Genomic DNA, 19,433 nt, shown 5'->3' with positions numbered 1-19,433 from the left:
CCCATGCCCGACCAGTCCTCCCCGCAGACCCGTACGCCCGAGCCCACGGTGCCGGGCTCCGTCCCGGACGGCCGCCGGGGTGTCTCCCGGCGTGCGCTGCTCGGCACGGCGGGGGCCACGGGGCTCGTGCTCGGCTCGGCCGGCGGCGCCGTGGGCTATGCCGCCGCGCCCGCCCAGGCCACTCCGCTGACGTCGGTGGGATCCGGGCGGGCGATGTTTCACGGGAAACATCAGCCCGGCATCACCGAGGGGCTGCAGGCGCGCGGCCATCTCGTCGCCTTCGACCTGGCGGCGGGCGCGGGCCGCAAGGAGGCGGCGGCCCTGCTGCGCCGCTGGTCCGCCGTAGCCGAGCGGCTGATGGCGGGTGAGGCCGCTCCGCACGAGGACACCGGCGTGGCCCGGGACGCCGGCCCCTCCTCTTTGACGATCACCTTCGGATTCGGGCACGGTTTCTTCGCCCGGACCGGACTGGAGAAGCAGCGGCCGGCCGCTCTGGACCCGCTTCCGGACTTCTCCTCCGACCGCCTCGACAAGGCGCGCAGCGACGGTGACCTGTGGGTGCAGATCGGGGCGAACGACGCCCTGGTCGCCTTCCACGCCCTGCGCGCGATCCAGCGGGACGCCGGTTCGGCCGCGCGGGTGCGCTGGCAGATGAACGGCTTCAACCGCACTCCGGGCGCCACCGCCCACCCCATGACCGCCCGCAACCTCATGGGCCAGCTCGACGGCACCCGCAACCCCAAGCCGGCCGAGCCCGACTTCGACCGGCGGATCTTCGTCCCGGCCTCGGGCGAACCCGCGTGGATGGCGAACGGCTCCTACGCCGTCGTACGCCGCATCCGAATGCTCCTGGACGACTGGGAGAAGCTCTCGCTCTCCGCGCAGGAGCAGGTCATCGGCCGCCGCAAGGCAGACGGGGCGGCGCTGTCCGGGGGCGACGAGACGACGGCGATGGACCTGGAGAAGACCGGCGCCGAGGGCGAGTACCTCGTCCCGCTCAACGCGCACGCGCGGATCACCCGGCCGGACGAGAACGGCGGTGCGGCGATGCTGCGGCGCCCGTTCTCGTACCACGACGGCATCGACGCGGACGGCACACCCGACGCCGGTCTGCTCTTCATCTGCTGGCAGGCGGACCCACTGCGCGGATTCGTGCCGGTGCAGCGCAAGCTGGACCGGGGTGACGCGCTGTCGAAGTTCATCCGCCACGAGTCCAGCGGGCTGTTCGCCGTGCCGGGCGGGTCGGCGCAGGGCGAATACGTGGGACAGCGTCTGCTGGAAGGCTGATCCCGCTTCAAACCACCCGGTCGAGTGGTTGCCGTGAGACAGGCGGGACGGGCCGCCCTGCCGCCGTTAGGGTGAGGGACATGCCAGCGAGCTATGCGTATCTCGGCCCCGAAGGCACTTTCACCGAAGTCGCCCTGCGGACGCTCCCGGAAACGGCCACCCGGGAGCTGATCCCCTACGTGTCGGTGCAGTCCGCGCTGGACGCGGTGCGGGCCGGCGACGCGGAAGCGGCCTTCGTGCCGATCGAGAACTCGGTCGAGGGCGGCATCACCACCACCCTCGACGAACTGGTCGCAGGCGAACCGCTGACGATCTACCGCGAGGTGCTGCTGTCCATCACCTTCGCACTGCTGGTCCGGCCGGGCACGACGATCACGGACATCAAGACGGTCTCCGCCCACCCGGCGGCCCAGCCGCAGGTGCGCAACTGGCTGCGAAAGCACCTCCCCGACGCCCTCTGGGAGTCGGCCGCCTCCAACGCCGACGCCGCCCGTCTGGTCCAGGAAGGCCGGTACGACGCCGCCTTCGCGGGAGAGTTCGCCGCCGCCCGGTACGGCCTGGAGGCCCTGGAGACCGGCATCCACGACGCGGAGAACGCGCAGACCCGGTTCGTGCTGGTCGGCCGCCCGTCCCGGCCCGCCGCGCCGACCGGAGCCGACAAGACCTCGGTGGTGCTGTGGCAGCGCGACGACCATCCCGGCGCTCTGCGCGACCTGCTCGGCGAGTTCGCCTCGCGCGGCATCAACCTCATGCTGCTGCAGTCCCGGCCCACGGGCGCGGGTATCGGCAATTACTGCTTCTGCATCGACGCCGAGGGCCACATCTCGGACCGGCGGATGGCGGAGGCACTGATGGGGCTGAAGCGGATCTGTCTGCAGGTGCGTTTCCTCGGCTCCTACCCGCGTGCCGACATCGCGCCGGGCGGAGCCCGGCCGAGGCTGCCCGGGACGTCGGACGCCGAGTTCGTGGCGGCGGCCGACTGGGTGGCGCGCTGCCAGGACGGCCGGTTCTAGCCAGTCGTACCTGCGTATCAGCGTTATCCACAGAAGTTATCCACAGGTGCCCTTCTCGACCTGGGGACAAGTCGACACGGATGCGCCACAGGGTCGACAAATCGCCCTGTGGGCCTCGGGCGGGGGCACCGTCGGCCGAGTCACCCTTCGTCCACCCGTTTCCTTCGGTTCATCTTTTGGGGCGACCGTTTTCCACCCGAAAGTGGGTGTCGAGGCGGTTTGACCGGGGAATTCTTCCTTCCGTTCGACACTTCCGGCGTGATCAATTCCGAAGTCCACAGACCTTCCACACAGCCTGTGGATAACTCTCCGGGGGTGTGGATCTCTGTGGAAAACCGGCCCGCCAAGTCCCGTTCTCCGCAAGGAAATCGGGTCAACCGGGCGCTCGGCGCATGCTCCGTCCCAGGGAATGAGACACTTTTCCTTGACACGCTTGGCAATTACCGCATAACGCAACGTAAGGCGCGAATCACAACACCTCGGAATAGTGATTCGTGAGCGGCAACCCCGCACCGGTAGCCTTGGCCCCGTGATTGACCTTCGCCTGCTCCGTGAGGACCCCGACCGTGTGCGCGCTTCCCAGCGTGCCCGTGGAGAGGACGTCGCGCTCGTCGACTCCCTCCTGTCCGCCGACGAGCGGCGCAGGTCATCCGGCGTCCGCTTCGACGAGCTGCGTGCCGAGCAGAAGCAACTCGGCAAGCTGATCCCCAAGGCCTCCGCCGACGAGAAGGCCGTCCTGCTCAAGCGCGCCGAGCAGCTGAAGGCCGACGTCAAGGCCGCCGACACCGAGCGCGACGCGGCCGACGCCGAGACCCAGGAGCTGCTGGGCCGGCTCGGCAACCTCGTCCACCCCGACGTGCCCGTCGGCGGTGAGGAGGACTTCGTCACGCTGGAGACGCACGGCGTCATCCGCGACTTCGGTGCCGAGGGCTTCGAGCCCAAGGACCACCTGGAGCTCGGCCAGCTGCTCGGCGCCATCGACGTCGAGCGCGGCGCCAAGGTCTCCGGCTCCCGCTTCTACTTCCTCACCGGCGTCGGCGCCCTGCTGGAGCTGGCTCTGGTGAACGCGGCGATCGCCCAGGCCACGGCGGCCGGCTTCACGCCGATGCTGACCCCCGCGCTGGTGCGCCCGCAGTCCATGGCCGGCACCGGCTTCCTCGGCCAGGCGGCCCAGGACGTCTACCACCTCGACAAGGACGACCTGTACCTGGTCGGCACCTCCGAGGTGCCGCTGGCGGCCTACCACATGGACGAGATCATCGACGCCGGCAAGCTGCCGCTGCGGTACGCGGGCTTCTCGCCCTGCTTCCGCCGCGAGGCCGGCTCGCACGGCAAGGACACCAAGGGCATCTTCCGCGTCCACCAGTTCGACAAGGTCGAGATGTTCTCGTACGTCACTCCCGAGGACTCGGCTGCCGAGCACCAGCGCCTGCTGGCCTGGGAGAAGCAGTGGCTGGAGTCGCTGGAGCTGCCGTTCCGCGTCATCGACGTCGCCACCGGTGACCTCGGTGCCTCGGCCGCCCGCAAGTTCGACTGCGAGGCCTGGATCCCGACCCAGGGCAAGTACCGCGAGCTGACCTCGACCTCGGACTGCACCGAGTTCCAGTCCCGCCGGCTGTCCATCCGGGTCCGCGAGGGCAAGCAGGTCCGCCCGCTGGCCACGCTCAACGGCACCCTGTGCGCCGTACCGCGCACGATCGTGGCGATCCTGGAGAACCACCAGCAGGCCGACGGCTCGGTCCGCGTGCCCGAGGTGCTCCGCCCGTACCTGGGCGGCCGTGAGCTCCTGGAGCCGGTGTCGCGGTGAGCTTCCCGTACGGCCTGGTCGCCACCGACCTCGACGGGACGCTGCTGCGCTCCGACGAGACGATCTCGCAGCGCACTCGTGACGCGCTCGCCGCGGCCACCGCAGCGGGCGCCGCGCACATCGTCGTCACCGGCCGCGCCGTCCCCTGGACCCGGCACATCCTGGACGACCTCGGCTACGACGGCCTCGCCGTCTGCGGCCAGGGTGCCCAGGTCTACGACGCCGGTGCGCACCGCCTGCTGACGTCGGTGACCCTGGACCGGCAGCTGGCGGGGGTGGCCCTGGCCAAGATCGAGGCCGAGGTGGGCCCGCTGTACCTGGCGGCCAGCCGCGACGGCCTCGACGGCGAGGTGCTGGTGGGGCCCGGTTACGCGGTCACGGGCAAGCTCCCGGCGACGCCGCTCACGGACGTCTCGGACCTCTGGGCCGCTCCGCTGAACAAGATCTACATACAGCACCCGACCCTGGGTGACGACGAGCTGGCGGATGCGGCCCGGCAGGCCGCCGGCGGTTTCGTCACGGCGGCCATGGCGGGCGAGGGCATCGTCGAACTGCTGCCCCTGGGCCTGTCCAAGGCCACGGGGCTGTCGCTCGCCGCCCGTCGGCTGGGCCTGAAGGCCGCCGACACGATCGCCTTCGGCGACATGCCCAACGACCTCCCCATGTTCGCCTGGGCATCCCACGGTGTGGCCATGGCCAACGCGCACGCGGAACTGAAGGCGATCGCCGACGAGGTCACGTCCTCCAACGAGGAGGACGGCATCGCGGTGGTCCTGGAGCGGTTCCTGACGTAGCAGCCGCTCCGGATACCTGGCCCCGGGCTCTGCGGTCAGTCGCCTGCGTGGTTCTGAGGCCTGCGGTTCGTCGCCGGGCGCGGGTCCGTCGTGGTTCGTCGCCCGGTGCGTGGCTCTGAGGCCTGCGGTTCGTCGCCCGGTACGGGTCCGTCGTGGTCGCTCGCGCCGTTCCCCGCGCCCCTGACGGGGCGCGGGCAGTCGTGCCGCCGGGGCGGCACGGGTGGGCGCGGCGGCACCTCGCGGCGCCGGGACTCACGACCTTCCGTCCGCCCCAGGGCAGGGCCCCGAATGCGGGGCGGTGGCTGGGAAGGCGGCCCACGCAAGCGCAGCGCCTGCGTGCTCGAAGCGGCCGCCCCGGGCAGTGCCCATGGCTCTACGGAGAAGTGGCGATCACTCCGGAGCCGGCCTCGGGCCGCCCTGTCGGGAGCTGGGCGTACTGCCGTGCATGGACATCGCCCACCTCCTCTCCCAGCGTGCGGCGCCGGGACGATCCCGGCGGATGGGGCACAACCACTCTGCCGGGCGGCCGAGCCGGACGCCACCGAATAAAAGGGTGCCCGGACCGGTTCCGGCCACTCCTCGCCGGCGTTCCGGCCACTCCTCGCCGGCGTTCCGGCCACTCCTCGCCGGCGTTCCGGCCACTCCTCGCCGGCGTTCCGGTCACTCCTCGCCGGCGAGCGTCAGCGTCCGCAGCTTCCGGCCGGCGTACCAAGTCGCGAGTACGGTGACCACGACCAGCAGCACCGTCGCCGTGGGCAGTCCGACGTCCGAGGTCACCAGCTCCCCGCCCGTCACCTTGTGGGCGACGGCGAGTGCCCACTGCTGGACGCTCAGGGTGCGGGCGCCGGACACCAGCGAGCCGAACAGGGCCTCCCAGACGAGCGCGTAGACGAGACCGAAGACCACCGCGTGCCGGGACACCGTGCCCAGCAGCAGGAACATCGACGCGTAGGCGATCGACGCGACCAGGGCGGCCACCGTGTAGGCGACGGCGATCTGCTGCCCGTTGCCATTGAGGATGAAGCCTGCGATGAGCGTCGGCAGGGCCGAGAACACCATCGTCACGCCGATGGCCACGATCAGCTTCGTGAAGATGATCGTCGGCCGCTTCACCGGCTTGGACAGCAGGTACACCACCGAACCGTCGTCGATCTCCGGGCCGATCGCGCCCGTGCCGGCGATGACGCCGATGATCGGCACCATCGTGGCGAGCGCGAGCCCGCCCAGCAGGTCGGAGGCCGTCTGGTCGTCGGCGCCGGCGAGGCCGCGGACGACCACGGAGATCGCGATCAGCAGCAGGGGCAGTGCGCCCAGGATGAGGGCCCGGCGACGGCCGAGCAGGGCTCGGTAGGTGAGTCGGGCGACTGTGGGGTCGTACATCTTCGGCCTCCTACGCCGCGACCAGGTAAGAGAACACGGACTCGAGCGACTCGTCGGACGGTGAGACCGTGAGCAGCCGGATGCCGTGGTCGCGGGCGACCTTCGGCAGCAGGACCGTGAAGCGGCCGAAGTCGACGGCCTGGATACGGAGGGCGCCCTCGGTGTGGTCGACCTCGATGCCGGATGTCGACGGGTCGGCGATCAGCGCTGCCGCGAGCGCGCGGTCGTCGCTGGAACGCACCAGGTAGCGGTGCGGCCGGTCGGTCATCAGGCGGCGGATCTTGCGGAAGTCGCCGCTGGCCGCGTGCCGCCCGGCGACGACGACCTCGATGTGCCAGGCGAGCTGCTCGACCTCTTCGAGAATGTGGGACGAGAACAGCACCGTGCGTCCCTCGTCGCCCATGCGCCGCAGCAACTCCATGAGCTGCATGCGCTGGCGCGGGTCCATACCGTTGAAGGGCTCGTCCAGCAGGAGCAGCGTCGGGTCGTGCACCAGTGCGCTCGCCATCTTCACGCGCTGGCGCATGCCCTTGGAGTACGTCGAGATCTTGCGGTCCTGCGCGTACTCCATCTCGACCGTCGCGAGGGCCCGCTGGGCGGCCTTCGCGCCCAGGCCGTGCAGCTCGGCGTTGGCGACGACGAACTCGCGGCCGGTGAGGAAGTCGTACATCGCCTCCCGTTCGGGGACGATGCCGATGTGCCGGTAGATGGCCTCGTTGCGCCAGACCGGCTGTCCGTCCAGGGTGACCGTGCCGGTGGAGGGGGCGAGGAAACCGCCCATCATGTTGATCAGGGTGGACTTCCCGGCACCGTTGGGGCCGAGCAGGCCCGTCACGCCGGGGCCGATGGTCATGGTGATGTCGTTGACGGCGACCACGTTGCCGAACCAGCGGGATACGTGGTCGATGGAGAGCGTGGTCACAGGCCCACCTTCCGGTAGCGGCGCATGAGGAGGCCGTAGCTGGCGGCGATCAGGCCCAGGACGACGAGGACGTAGACCAGGCCCTCCCCGTTCGAGGGGCCGGCCGTTCCGGGGAACGCCGAGGTCGCGCCGAGGAACGCGGACTGGACTCCGTCGATGAGCGTGACGGGGGAGAACAGGCCGATCCAGGGGACGGCGGAGGTGCTGTTCTGCGCGTCGGCGATGGCCTGGAGCGTGGAGACCGCGCCGTAGGAGATCGTCATGACGGCGATGACGGCCGCGATGCCGAAGCCGCGCCGCGGGGTGACGGAGGCGATGACCAGGCCGATACCGGCGAAGAGCAGCGAGAGCAGTGCCACGGAGACGAGTCCCTGTGCGAATCCCTTGGTCTGGTCGGCGAAGTCGAGCTTGGCCAGCAGTGCGCCGACGTAGAGCACGAGCAGCGGGGCCGCGGTGAGGATGAACAGCGCGGACGCCAGCGCCGCGTACTTCGCGCGCACGTAGTCGGCCGTCTCGATCGGCCGCGAGAAGTACAGCGGCACGGTCTTGAAGCGCAGGTCGCGCGAGACGGACTGGGGAGCCTGCGAGGCGACGTACAGGCTGATGACGGCCTGCATGATGATCGCGTAGCGGGTGTAGTCGACGGGCAGGTCCTTGGCCTTCGTGGCGACCGCGACGGCGACCATGATGGCCGCGGGCACGCACATCACCACGAACAGCAGCATCGGCAGCACCTTGGACTTGACCGAGCGGCCGAGACCGTAGGAGCCGCGCAGGGACTGCGAGTAGAGGGATCGGGTGGCGTAGGAACGGCCCAGGCGGGGGCCGTCGTAGTTGCGGTAGCCGATGTTGTGGATGCGGGTCTGGTCGCCGGAGGGCGTTGCCAGGGGATGCTCAACCGCCATGACCGACGGCCTCCTTCCGCTGCTCGTCGCTGGTGGTGAACACCTCGGCGATCTGGTGCCGGCGCTGTTCCATCCGCACCAGGCCGAGGCCCAGGTCGGCGACGACGTCGCGCACCAGGTCGTAGGTCTCCTCGCCCTGCGCGGTGAGCAGCAGGATGTGCCCGGCGCCCGGCAGGCCGCTGCTGTCGTGGGTGTCCACCCCGCGCGCGTGGAGCGCCTCGCGCACCGCGCGGGTGCCGTCGGGGTGCGTGTCGCTGTCGGTGACCTCGATCGCGAGCGTGGTCGTCTCTTGCGTGAAGTCGGTGGTGGAGCTGGAGCGCAGCAGCTTGCCGCCGTCGATGACGACGACGTGGTCGCAGGTGCGCTCCAGCTCGCCGAGCAGGTGGGAGGTGACCAGCACCGAGATGCCGAAGTCCGTGTGGACACGGCGGATCAGGCCCAGCATCTCGTCCCGGCCGACCGGGTCGAGGCCGTTGGTCGGTTCGTCCAGGAAGACCAGCTGGGGGTCGTGCACCAGCGCCTGGGCCAGCTTCACCCGCTGCTTCATGCCGGTCGAGTAGCCGCCGATGGGGCGGTACCGCTCCTCGTACAGGCCGACGTGGCGCAGGGTGTCCGCGGTGCGCTCGCGCGCGGCGGCGGGCGGCAGGCCGGACATGCGCGCCATGTGGACGACGAACTCGGTGGCCGAGACGTCCGGCGGCAGGCAGTCGTGCTCCGGCATGTACCCGACGCGCTCACGGATGGCGGCGCCCTTGGTGGCGACGTCGAGGCCGAGCACCTCGGCGCGGCCCTCCGTGGCGGGGGACAGACCCAGCAGGATCTTGATCATGGTGGACTTGCCGGCGCCGTTGGCTCCGACGAGTCCGGTCACACCGGGCCCGATGTCCACGGTCAGCCGGTCGAGCGCGGTCACCCTGGGGAACCGCTTGCTCAGGCTTTCGGTCGCGATCACAGTCACGTCCACGACATTAGTGACCCGGACCACTCCGGTCGTCAGACCTCAGAGCCGTCTTCACGTCAGCCTCGAGTATTACGGGGCCCTAAGGGATCCCCTGCTGGAGTGTGACCGGCGGCCGGCCCGCGCGCCGCCCGCACTCCACCGTCCACAGCGCGACGGCCCGCCCGCCGCCGCCGTCGCCCCTCGCCCGTCGCCCGTCGTCCGTCGTCCGTCGTCCGTCGTCCGTCGTCCGTCGTCCGTCGTCCACAGCCTCGACCCGCCTATTGACGTCGCCTCTAACAACTGTCACATTCACCAGTGTCAAGTTACGGACGCGTACCGCAGTCGACGGACGGGGCGGCATGACGACGGCAGTGAGCAGCGAACTCTCCGTGGAGCTGCGGGGGTTCAGGCGGGTGCAGCGCCTCGCCTACGAATGCGCCGAGGCGGTCGCGGCGCGGCTGGAGCCCGGCGTGACCGAGCGCGAGGCGGCGCGGATGCAGCGCGAGTGGCTGCGCGAGCGCGGGGTGCGGGACTGGTTCCATCTGCCCTTCGCCTGGTTCGGGGACCGCACGGCGTTCTCGGGCTTCCGCATCCCGCTGCAGTTCTTCCCCACCGACCGCGCGCTGCGGCCCGGGATGCCGTTCATCCTGGACATGGCCCCGGTGTACGAGGGATACACGGCGGACATCGGCTACTCCGGCTCCCTGGGCGTCAACCCGGTGCAGGACCGCCTGATGACCGACCTCGAGGCGCATCGGGAGCTGATCCTGCGCGAGGTCCGCGAGAAGCGCCCGCTGCGGGAGATCTACCAGGACGTGGACCGGCTCATGGTCCGCCAGGGCTACGCCAACCGGCACCGGGCCTATCCCTTCGGGGTGATCGCCCACAAGGTGGACCGGGTGAAGCAGCGGCGCTTCTCACCCCACCTCTTCGGCTTCGGCACCCAGTCCCTGAAGGGCCTGGCCTCCGACGCACTGCACGGCCACCGCGAGGGCTGGTCGCCGCTCTGGTCGCCGTACCGCTTCTCCGACCACCCGCCGCGACCGGGCCTGTGGGCCGTCGAACCGCACCTCGGCTTCCGGGGCACGGGCGCGAAGTTCGAGGAGATCCTCGTGGTCACCGACTCCCGGGACCCCGAGGAGGGCGCCTTCTGGCTGGACGACGATCTGCCGCACGTGCGGCGATGGGCGGAGGACGAGTGATGCTGGAAGGTGCGCGCGAGCGCCGGGTGCGGACCGGCGGGATCGAGCTGTGCGTGGCCGAGCTGGGCGACCCCCGGCAGCCGACGGTGGTGCTGCTGCACGGCTACCCGGACAGCAAGGAGGTCTGGTCCGAGGTCGCCGCCCGCCTGGCGGACCGCTTCCACGTGGTCCTCTACGACGTCCGGGGCCACGGCCGCTCCACGGCACCCGAGCCGCTGCGCGGGGGCTTCACGCTCGCCAAGCTCACCGACGACTTCCTGGCCGTCGTGGACGAGGTCAGCCCGGACCGGCCCGTACACCTCGTGGGCCACGACTGGGGCTCGGTACAGGCGTGGGAGTTCGTCACCGTCGGCCGCACGGAGGGCCGTATCGCGTCCTTCACCTCGATGTCCGGGCCGTCCCTCGACCACTTCGGGCAGTGGATCAACGCGCGCGTGAAGCGTCCGACGCCCCGCAGGGTCGGCCAGCTCCTCGGGCAGGGCGCCAAGTCCTGGTACGTCTACCTGCTGCACACGCCCGCCCTCCCCGAGCTGGCCTGGCGCGGACCGCTCGGCAAGCGCTGGCCGAAGATCCTGGAGCGGGTCGAGCAGGTGCCCGGCGGGGACTACCCCACCTCCTCCCTGCCGTCCGACGCGGCGCACGGCGCCTGGCTGTACCGGGACAACGTGCGTGCCCGGCTGCGCAGGCCGCGCACGGACGCGTACGCCCACGCGCCCGTGCAGCTCATCACGCCCCAGGGCGACGCGTTCCTCTCGGAGCGGCTGTACGACGATCTGGAGCGGTGGGCGCCGCACCTGACCCGCCGCACGCTCGCGGCCGGACACTGGGTCCCGCGCACCCGCCCCGACCAACTGTCCGCCTGGATCGAGGAATTCGTCATGTCCGTGGAAGGCGGCCGTCCCGCCCCGAAGGCCACCGGCCGCCATGCCGAGCGGTTCGGCGGGCAGCTGGTCCTCGTCACCGGAGCAGGCAGCGGTATCGGCCGGGCGACGGCGTTCGCGTTCGCCGAGGCCGGCGCCCGCGTGGTGGCCGTCGACCGCGACGCCGAGGCCGCGGCCCGCACGGCCGAGCTGTCCCGGCTGGTGGGCGCCCCCGAGGCCTGGGCCGAGACGGCCGACGTCTCCGACGAGCAGGCCATGGAGAAGCTCGCCGAGAAGGTCCACCGCTCCTATGGCGTGCTGGACGTGCTGGTCAACAACGCCGGCATCGGCCTGTCGGGCTCCTTCTTCGCCACCACCTCCGAGGACTGGCGCAAGGTCCTCGACGTCAACCTGTGGGGCGTCATCCACGGTTGCCGGCTCTTCGGGGCGCGCATGGCCGAACGCGGACAGGGCGGCCACATCGTCAACACGGCCTCCGCGGCTGCGTACCAGCCCTCTCGGGCCCTTCCCGCCTACAGCACCTCCAAGGCGGCCGTACTGATGCTCTCCGAGTGCCTGCGCGCCGAACTCGCGGGCCAGGGCATCGGGGTGAGTGCGATCTGTCCCGGCTTCGTCAACACGAACATCACCGCCACGGCACGCTTCGCCGGCGTCGACGCGGCCGAGGAACGACGCCGGCAGACGAAATCGGCACGCCTGTACGGCATGCGCAACTACCCGCCGGAGAAGGTGGCCGAGGCGATCCTGGACGCGGTGATACGCAATAAGGCGATGGTCCCGGTGACCCCCGAGGCCCGCGGCGCGCACCTCATGTCCCGTTACCTGCCGGGGGCGTTGCGCCGGCTGGCACGGGTGGAACCGAGGTTGTGAGGACACGTCCCGCGTCAGCACTCCGCCAACCGTCCGAGGAACCCGGCCATGACCGACCCCGCGGCCCAGCACGCCTATCGCATCGAAGACCTCGCCCACCGGACCCGTACCAGCGTGCGGACCATCCGCGCCTACCAGGACCGTGGCCTCCTGCCCCGCCCCGAGCGCCGGGGCCGGGCCAACCTCTACTCACAGGCGCACGTCGCCCGGCTGCACCAGATCGCCCACCTCCTCGACCGCGGCTACACCCTCGCCTCGATCAAGGAACTCCTGGAGGCCTGGGACACCGGGCGCGGCCTCGGCGGTGTACTCGGCCTGGTCACCGAGGTGGAGGGTCCTTGGACGGACGAGCAGCCCGACCGCATCAGCCGCGCCGAACTCGAGATCCGGTTCGGCGGATCGCCCGACGAGGACGCGGTGTCCGAGGCGGTCGAGCTCGGCGTGCTGGAGCGGGTCGACGGCGACCCCGACACCTTCCTCGTACCGAGCCCCCAAGAGCTGGCCGTAGCAGCCGAGTTGCACGCGGCCGGTGTCCCGCTGACCGCGATATCGGGCCACCTCAGGGAGTTGCGGGCGCAGGTGGAACATATAGCGGCCCGTTTCCTGGAGTTCACCACCGAGTATGTCTTCGCCCCCTATCTGGGGGATCCCGGGCTGCGCACGGATGCGAACGCCGCCGAAGCGGCGGCCTTGGTACGCCGGCTGCGCCCGCTCGCCCAGCAGACCGTCGACGCCGAACTGGCCCGCGCCATGCGTGACTTCGCCACACGCCACCTGAGAGAACATCTCGGCACCGAGAAGGCGGTGCCGCCGCGTCCGGAAGCCCGTGCCGTCTCCCTCCCGGCAGAGACGATCGAGGCCGTCGAAGGGCTGGTTGGGCGGAAGAGTGCCGCCCGGTTCATCGCCCTTGCGGCCGAACGCGAGGTGCGCGCCAGGACGTTGGACGCACTCACCTCATCCGATGGCGGCAAAAGGCAAGTTGACGAACCACACTGAAACTGAGGGTGGTTGTCCACAGTCTCCTCAATTCACCTGTGGATAACTCCACTTGGTTGTGGATCAAACCTCCGCACGAAAACAACCTGCGTGATCCGCGTCTCTGCCGCACGCTGAAGGCATGGATGAAAGACGCACCGTCAAGGTGTCGAAGTACCTCTCCAGACATCTGCGCCACCAACCGGAGCGCATCGGGCTCACGCCGGACGCGGGCGGCTGGGTGGAGATCGACGCGCTGATCTCGGCGGCCGGCGCCCACGGCTTCCGCTTCACACGCGAGGAACTGGACCACGTGGTGGCCACCAACGACAAGCGGCGCTTCGTGATCGAGGGCACCCGGATCCGCGCCAGCCAGGGCCACAGCATCGAGGTCGACCTCGGCCTGCCCCCCGCGACCCCGCCGCCGTACCTCTACCACGGAACCGTCCCCCGAAGCCTGGAGGCGATCCGGACCGAGGGCCTCAAGCCCATGGACCGGCATGCCGTCCACCTCTCGGCCGACCTGGAGACCGCCACCCGGATCGGAGCCCGCCGCGGCCGGCCCGTGGTGCTCACCGTCGACTCTGGCGCCATGCACCGGGCCGGCCACGTCTTTCACGTCAGCGCCAACGGCGTCTGGCTGACCACCGCGGTACCACCCCACTACCTGCGGTTTCCCGCTGCCCGCTGACCCCGGGCCGGACCAGCGCCCGTGATGGGACGTGGCCGGGCAGCCGCGTACGGTGACCGTTTCGCACGCCGGCGCCGGACCCGCTTACCCTCGGACGCATGAGTCTGCGCCTGAGCACCGTGATCCTGCCGTACCGCCGCTGGAGCGAAGGCGGCCGTTCGGCCTGGGAGCGGGCCGAACAGCTCGGCTTCCACACCGCCTACACCTACGACCACCTGTCCTGGCGCAGCTTCCGTGACAGCCCGTGGTTCGGCGCGATCCCGACTCTGACCGCCGCGGCGGCCGTCACCGACCGGCTGCGCCTCGGCACGCTGGTCACCTCGCCGAACTTCCGGCACCCGGTGACCCTGGCCAAGGAACTGATCTCCCTCGACGACATCTCCGGCGGCCGCGTCACCCTGGGCGTCGGCGCGGGTGGCACCGGCTTCGACGCGACCGCCCTCGGCCAGGAGCCGTGGAGCCCGCGTGAGCGCGCCGACCGGCTCGCCGAGTTCGTGCCGCTGCTCGACCGGCTGCTCACCGAGGACGCGGTCTCGTACGAGGGCCGGTTCTACTCGGCGCACGAGGCGCGGAACATCCCGGGCTGCGTGCAGCGGCCCCGGCTGCCGTTCGCGGTGGCGGCCACCGGCCCGCGCGGCCTCGGGCTCGCCGCGCGTCACGGCCAGGCATGGGTGACCACCGGTGACCCGAAGCTGTACGAGACCGGCACGCCGGAGCAGTCCGTGGAGGCCCTGCGCGGGCAGGTCGGCAAGCTGTCCGAGGCGTGCGCGGCCGCCGGTCGGGACGTGACTGATCTGGACAAGATCCTGCTCACCGGCTTCACCCCGGACCGCGGCCGGCCGCTGCGGTCCCTGGACGCCTTCGTCGACTTCGCGGGCCGGCACCGGGAGCTGGGCTTCACCGAGATCGTGATCCACTGGCCCATCCCGGACTCCGACTTCGCCGCGGACCAGAAGGTCTTCGAGCAGATCGCCATGGAGGCACTCGCCCAACTGGGCTGACCCGCACGGAGCGTCATCTCTGTCTCATCTGTGCGCACTCCCGCACGGTCGTGCGCGCATATGCGCGAGAATGGCCGGGTGACCTCAGCGACCAGACAGCCCGGGACCCCCGCCGCCGCCACACCGGCGCGGCTGATCGCCACCGACCTAGACGGCACTCTGCTGCGCGACGACAAGTCGGTCTCCCCCCGGACGGTCGCCGCGCTGGCGGCCGCCGAGGAGGCGGGCATCGAGGTCTTCTTCGTCACCGGCCGCCCGGCCCGCTGGATGGACGTCGTCAGCGAGCACGTCCACGGCCACGGCCTGGCGATCTGTGGCAACGGCGCCGCCGTGGTCGACCTGCACGGCGGCCCCGGCGCCCACCGTTTCGTGAAGGTGCGCGAACTGGCCCGGGAGAACGCCCTGCACGCCGTACGGCTGCTGCGAGAGGCGGCACCCGGCACGGTGTTCGCGGTCGAGCAGACGTACGGCTTCCACCAGGAGCCGAACTATCCCAAGCTGCACATGGAGACGCCCGACCATCTCCTGCCCGCCGAGAAACTCCTCGCGCCCGAGGGCCCGGACGCCGACCAGCCCGTGCTCAAGATCCTCGCCTACCATCCCGAGCTCGACCCCGACGCCTTCCTCACGCTCGCCCGCCTCGCGATCGGCGGCCACGCCAACGTCACCCGCTCCAGCCCCAGCGCCCTGCTGGAGCTGAGCGGCCCCGACGTCTCCAAGGCCAGCACGCTCGCCCTGGCCTGCGCCGAGCGCGGCATCTCGCACGAGGAGGTCGTGGCCTTCGGGGACATGCCCAACGACGTGGAGATGCTGACCTGGGCCGGCCGGTCGTACGCCATGGGCAACGCCCACCCGGACGTCATCGCCGCCGCGTCGGGCCGCACGGTCGCCAACAACGAGGACGGCGTCGCGGTCGTGATCGAGCAACTGCTCGCGGAACGGTCCTAGCAGGCATCGGAACGGCGCTTCCCACGCCACCGCCGTCCCGGCGCCGTTCTCGCCGCTGCCGGGCCCGAGCCGGCTTTTCCCGTTCGCCCACCGCCCCGCCGACGCCCTCGGCACCGCGGAACGCCGCTGCGTGCTCTCCGGCAGCAGTCCGATCGCGAACAGCCACTGGACGACCAGGTGTGCCCGGAAGGACCGAGCGCCCGAGGAACCTCCACCGGGTGCGCCCCATGGCCGGACCGCGATCACCAGGACCGCGTCACCGCGCTCCCACGAGCGCCTCCGCCTCCGCCTCCCGCCGGGCCATCGCCCGCAGCGGCCCGTCCAGGGCGACCAGGTCGGCGTACGGTCCCCGCTGTGCCACGCGGCCCGCGTCGAGCACGATCACCTCGTCGACCGCGTCCAGACCGGCCAGCCGATGGGTGATGAGCAGCGTCGTACGCCCCTCCGTCGCGGCCAGCAGGTCGGCGGTCAGCGCGTCGGCCGTCGCCAGATCCAGATGCTCGGCGGGTTCGTCGAGCACCAGGACCGGGAAGTCGGCCAACAGCGCCCGGGCCAGCGCCAGCCGCTGCCGCTGACCGCCGGACAGCCGGGCACCGTGCTCGCCCACCAGCGTGTCCAGACCGTCGGGCAGCCCCTCCACCCAGTCCAGCAAGCGGGCCCGGGCCAGCGCCCCACGCAGCTCGTCCTCGGTGGCGCCCTTCCGGGCCAGCAGCAGGTTCTCGCGCACCGAGCTGTCGAAGAGGTGCGCGTCCTGCGCACACAGTCCGACGAGCCGCCGTACGTCGTCACCGGCCAGCGCGCGCCCGTCCACACCGGCGAGCGTGTACGAGCCCGCCTGCGGGTCGAGGAAGCGCAGCAGCACCTGGGCGAGGGTCGTCTTGCCGGAACCGGACGGGCCGACCACGGCGATCCGGCGCCCCTGTTCCAGCGTGAGATCGAAGTCGGCCAGCGCCTCCCGCCGCTGCCCCTGGTACCGGGCGGTCAGTCGCTTGACCACCAGCGGGAACGGCGAGACGGGTGCCTGCCGCGGCTGCTCGGGCTCGTGCACCGGTTCCGGGGCGTCCAGCACCTCGCGCACGCGCTCCGCGCTTCGCTGCACCCGCTGCCGGTACCGCACGGCGAGCGGCAGACCCAGTACGGCCTCGAAGGCGGCCAGCGGCGTGAGGACGACCACGGCCATCGCCACGCCGTCGAGCCGGCCGGCCGCCACCGCCCGGGCACCGAGCAGCGCAGCGGCCGTGACCGTCAGGCCGGAGATCAGGGCCGCGAGCCCGTCGCCGAGCGCGGTGACGGCTGCGGCGCGCGAGGCGATCCGGGTGAGAGCACCGTCGGTGCGCCGGGCCGCGTCCGTGCGGGCGGGCAGCGCACCGGCGACGGTCAGTTCGGCGGTGCCGGTCAGCAGGTCGGTCACCCGGGTCGCCAGCAGGCCCCGAGCGGGCGCCAGCCGCCGCTCGGCCTGCCGGGCCACGGTCGCGGTCAGCAGGGGTACTCCGACGCCGGCCATGAGAAGGCCGGCCGCGAGGGCGGCACCGGCCTCGGGCAGCAGCCAGGCCGTGAAGCCGACGGACGCGGTGGAGACGGCCACGGCGGCACCGGCGGGCAGCAGCCAGCGCAGCCAGTAGTCCTGCAGCGCGTCCACGTCCCCGACCAGCCGGGTGAGGAGGTCCCCGCGGCGGGCGGTACGCAGACCGGCGGGGGCGAGGCGTTCCAGACGGCGGTAGACCGCGACCCGGGTGTCGGCCAGCATGCGCAGCACGGCGTCGTGCGACACCAGCCGTTCGGCGTACCGGAACACGGCCCGCCCGATCCCGAAGGCCCGCGTCGCCGTCACGGCCACCATCAGATAGAGCACCGGTGGCTGCTGCGAGGCCCGCGAGATGAGCCAGCCGGAGGTGGCCATCAGCCCGACGGCACTGCCGACCGCCAGCCCACCGAGCAACAGCGCGAGAAGAAGCCGCCCCCACAACGCTCCGACAAGCCCGCGAACCCACCCCAGCACCGACCCACCCTCCAGCCGACCGAGCCGGGTGCCCTCTGCTTCGTCCTCCAGCCGACCGGACCGAGTGCCCTCTGCTTCACCTTCCAGTGGACCGAGCCGAGTGGCGGGTGGGCGAGGGTGGGGGTCCAGGGGGCGGAGTCCCCTGGGGGGACGGGCATCTCCCCGCCTCCCTACCGGCTCCGCGCTGTCCAGCCGTACGACTCGATCGGCGACCTCCAGCAGCGCCGGCCGGTGCACCACCAGCAACACCGTGCGGCCCACCGCAAGCCGCCGCACCGCAGCAACGACGTCACCCTCCGTCTCCCCGTCCAGCGCAGCCGTCGGCTCATCAAGCAACAGCACAGGCCGGTCCGCGAGAAAGGCACGGGCGATCGCGAGACGCTGCCGCTGCCCCGCCGACAGACCGGCCCCGTCCTCCCCGAGCACTGTCTCGGCGCCTTCCGGCAGCGCGTCCACGAACTCCAGCGCCCCCGCATCCCCGAGCGCCCGGCGCACATCGGCGTCGTCCGCTCCGGGCCGGGCCAGCCGCACGTTCTCCGCGATGGTCCCGGCGTACAGGTGGGGCCGCTGCGGCACCCATCCGATCCGCGAGTGCCATGCCTCGAGGTCGAGACCGGTGAGATCGGCGCCCCCGACCCGCACCCGGCCCCCGGCCGGCCGTACGAACCCGAGCAGCACGTTCAGCAGCGTCGACTTGCCCACACCGCTCGGCCCGACCAACGCCACGGTCTCGCCGGGTTCGACGGTGAAGGACACCTCCGTCACCGCGTCCGACGAACGGCCGGGGTAGCGGACGGTGACCCCTTCGAAGGCCACCGCACCTTCGGGCACCGCGCCGGTACCGGACACCGGGACCGGCGCCTCCAGCACGGTGAAGATCTCCTCCGCGGCGGCGAGTCCTTCGGCCGCCGCGTGATACTGCGCCCCCACCTGCCGCAGCGGCAGATAGGCCTCCGGCGCCAGCACCAGAATCACCAGACCGACGTAGAGATCCATGTCGCCGTGGACGAGCCGCATACCGATCGTCACGGCGACCAGCGCGACCGACAGCGTGGCCAGCAATTCCAGGGCGAACGAGGAGAGGAAGGCGATGCGCAGGGTCCGCAGGGTGGCTTGACGGTACTCCCCGGTGATCCGGCGGATCGACTCGGCCTGCGCCTTGGCCCGGCCGAACACCTTCAGCGTGGGCAGGCCGGCGACGACATCCAGAAAATGTCCTGAGAGCCGGGACAGCAGCCGCCACTGGCGGTCCATCCGGGACTGGGTCGCCCAGCCGATCAGCATCATGAAGAGCGGGATGAGCGGCAGGGTGCCGACGATGATCGCCGCCGAGACCCAGTCCTCGGTGACGATCCGCGCCAGCACCGCCACCGGGACGACAACGGCGAGCCCCAGCTGCGGGAGATACCGCGAGAAGTAGTCGTCCAGGGCGTCCACGCCACGCGTGGCCAGGGTCACCAGGGACCCGGTCCGCTGTCCGCTCAGCCACCCGGGACCCAGCGCGGCCGCCCGATCGAGGAGCCGCCCCCGCAGCTCCGACTTCACGGCCGCGCTCGCCCGGTGCGCGGCGAGTTCGGTGAGCCACGCGACAACCGATCGGCCCACGGCCACACCGGCCAGCAGGGCCAGCGGAGTGCCCAGTTCGGCAACCGATCGCCCGTGCTGGAACGCACCGACGACAACCTCGGCGATGAGCATCGCCTGGGCGATGACGAGCCCGGCGCCGACCGCTCCCAGACCGATGACGGCCACAAGGAAGAGGCGGGTGGCGCGGGCGTACCGCAGAAGACGTGGATCGATCGGTTTCACGTGAAACAC

15 protein-coding genes are annotated in these 19,433 nt (G+C 71.4%); 10 read left to right on the top strand and 5 right to left on the bottom strand.

What is annotated here, in order from left to right:
* Positions 1 to 3 precede the first annotated feature (3 nt).
* From efeB to ACGFT2_RS25135, 4 genes are all read left to right on the top strand, one after another.
* Positions 4 to 1,287, top strand: a complete 1,284-nt coding sequence (gene efeB, locus ACGFT2_RS25150) for an iron uptake transporter deferrochelatase/peroxidase subunit (RefSeq protein WP_393281979.1) — start codon at positions 4 to 6, stop codon at positions 1,285 to 1,287.
* Positions 1,288 to 1,367: 80 nt separating this feature from the next.
* The gene (gene pheA, locus ACGFT2_RS25145; protein ID WP_393281978.1) at positions 1,368 to 2,300 is read left to right on the top strand and encodes a prephenate dehydratase; all 933 of its coding nucleotides are present in this window, start codon (positions 1,368 to 1,370) and stop codon (positions 2,298 to 2,300) included.
* Positions 2,301 to 2,829: 529 nt separating this feature from the next.
* Positions 2,830 to 4,107 (top strand): serine--tRNA ligase, encoded by a 1,278-nt coding sequence (gene serS / locus ACGFT2_RS25140; protein ID WP_393281976.1) that lies wholly within the window; start codon positions 2,830 to 2,832, stop codon positions 4,105 to 4,107.
* On the top strand, positions 4,104 to 4,901 hold the full coding sequence (locus ACGFT2_RS25135; RefSeq protein WP_393281975.1) for an HAD family hydrolase: 798 nt from the start codon (positions 4,104 to 4,106) through the stop codon (positions 4,899 to 4,901). The genes serS and ACGFT2_RS25135 overlap by 4 nt, the downstream gene beginning before the upstream one ends.
* 660 nt (positions 4,902 to 5,561) lie before the next feature.
* On the opposite strand, the gene ACGFT2_RS25130 is transcribed toward ACGFT2_RS25135, so the two are convergent.
* Genes ACGFT2_RS25130 through ACGFT2_RS25115 form a run of 4 tightly spaced genes read right to left on the bottom strand, consistent with a single transcriptional unit; the run spans position 5,562 to position 9,060 of the window.
* Positions 5,562 to 6,281, bottom strand: coding sequence for an ABC transporter permease subunit (locus ACGFT2_RS25130; RefSeq protein ID WP_393281973.1), 720 nt, complete (start codon positions 6,279 to 6,281; stop codon positions 5,562 to 5,564).
* 10 nt (positions 6,282 to 6,291) lie between these two features.
* Positions 6,292 to 7,203 carry an ABC transporter ATP-binding protein gene (locus tag ACGFT2_RS25125; RefSeq protein WP_393281971.1) on the bottom strand — a complete coding sequence of 304 codons (912 nt, stop codon included), beginning with the start codon at positions 7,201 to 7,203 and terminating at the stop codon, positions 6,292 to 6,294.
* The gene (locus tag ACGFT2_RS25120) at positions 7,200 to 8,108 is read right to left on the bottom strand and encodes an ABC transporter permease (RefSeq protein WP_393281969.1); all 909 of its coding nucleotides are present in this window, start codon (positions 8,106 to 8,108) and stop codon (positions 7,200 to 7,202) included. The genes ACGFT2_RS25125 and ACGFT2_RS25120 overlap by 4 nt, the downstream gene beginning before the upstream one ends.
* Entirely contained in the window at positions 8,098 to 9,060 is a 963-nt protein-coding gene (locus ACGFT2_RS25115; RefSeq protein WP_393282208.1) for an ABC transporter ATP-binding protein, read from the bottom strand. The genes ACGFT2_RS25120 and ACGFT2_RS25115 overlap by 11 nt, the downstream gene beginning before the upstream one ends.
* Before the next feature lie 347 nt (positions 9,061 to 9,407).
* On the opposite strand from ACGFT2_RS25115, the gene ACGFT2_RS25110 reads away from it, so the two are divergent.
* From ACGFT2_RS25110 to ACGFT2_RS25085, 6 genes are all read left to right on the top strand, one after another.
* On the top strand, positions 9,408 to 10,250 hold the full coding sequence (locus ACGFT2_RS25110) for a M24 family metallopeptidase (RefSeq protein ID WP_393281968.1): 843 nt from the start codon (positions 9,408 to 9,410) through the stop codon (positions 10,248 to 10,250).
* Positions 10,250 to 12,001 carry an SDR family oxidoreductase gene (locus tag ACGFT2_RS25105; protein WP_393281966.1) on the top strand — a complete coding sequence of 584 codons (1,752 nt, stop codon included), beginning with the start codon at positions 10,250 to 10,252 and terminating at the stop codon, positions 11,999 to 12,001. The genes ACGFT2_RS25110 and ACGFT2_RS25105 overlap by 1 nt, the downstream gene beginning before the upstream one ends.
* A gap of 48 nt (positions 12,002 to 12,049) precedes the next feature.
* Positions 12,050 to 12,997, top strand: coding sequence for a MerR family transcriptional regulator (locus ACGFT2_RS25100; RefSeq protein ID WP_393281964.1), 948 nt, complete (start codon positions 12,050 to 12,052; stop codon positions 12,995 to 12,997).
* Positions 12,998 to 13,118: 121 nt separating this feature from the next.
* Complete coding sequence (locus ACGFT2_RS25095; protein ID WP_393281962.1) at positions 13,119 to 13,667, top strand: RNA 2'-phosphotransferase; 549 nt, start codon at positions 13,119 to 13,121, stop codon at positions 13,665 to 13,667.
* A 98-nt stretch (positions 13,668 to 13,765) separates the two neighbouring features.
* Positions 13,766 to 14,668, top strand: a complete 903-nt coding sequence (locus ACGFT2_RS25090; protein WP_393281960.1) for an LLM class flavin-dependent oxidoreductase — start codon at positions 13,766 to 13,768, stop codon at positions 14,666 to 14,668.
* A gap of 60 nt (positions 14,669 to 14,728) precedes the next feature.
* Positions 14,729 to 15,616, top strand: coding sequence for a Cof-type HAD-IIB family hydrolase (locus ACGFT2_RS25085; protein WP_393281959.1), 888 nt, complete (start codon positions 14,729 to 14,731; stop codon positions 15,614 to 15,616).
* A 256-nt stretch (positions 15,617 to 15,872) separates the two neighbouring features.
* Here the strand turns inward: ACGFT2_RS25085 and cydD are convergent, their stop codons facing one another.
* A complete protein-coding gene (gene cydD, locus ACGFT2_RS25080; RefSeq protein ID WP_393281957.1) occupies positions 15,873 to 19,424 on the bottom strand; it encodes a thiol reductant ABC exporter subunit CydD in 3,552 nt (1,183 codons plus the stop codon).
* Positions 19,425 to 19,433 lie beyond the last annotated feature (9 nt).

Origin of the sequence: Streptomyces sp. NPDC048514 (genome assembly GCF_043199955.1) — a bacterium.
In the GTDB taxonomy this organism is placed as follows: Bacteria; Actinomycetota; Actinomycetes; order Streptomycetales; family Streptomycetaceae; genus Streptomyces.
The sequence above is the reverse complement of the archived record's forward strand: the minus strand, read 5'-3'. Positions and strand labels throughout refer to the sequence as shown.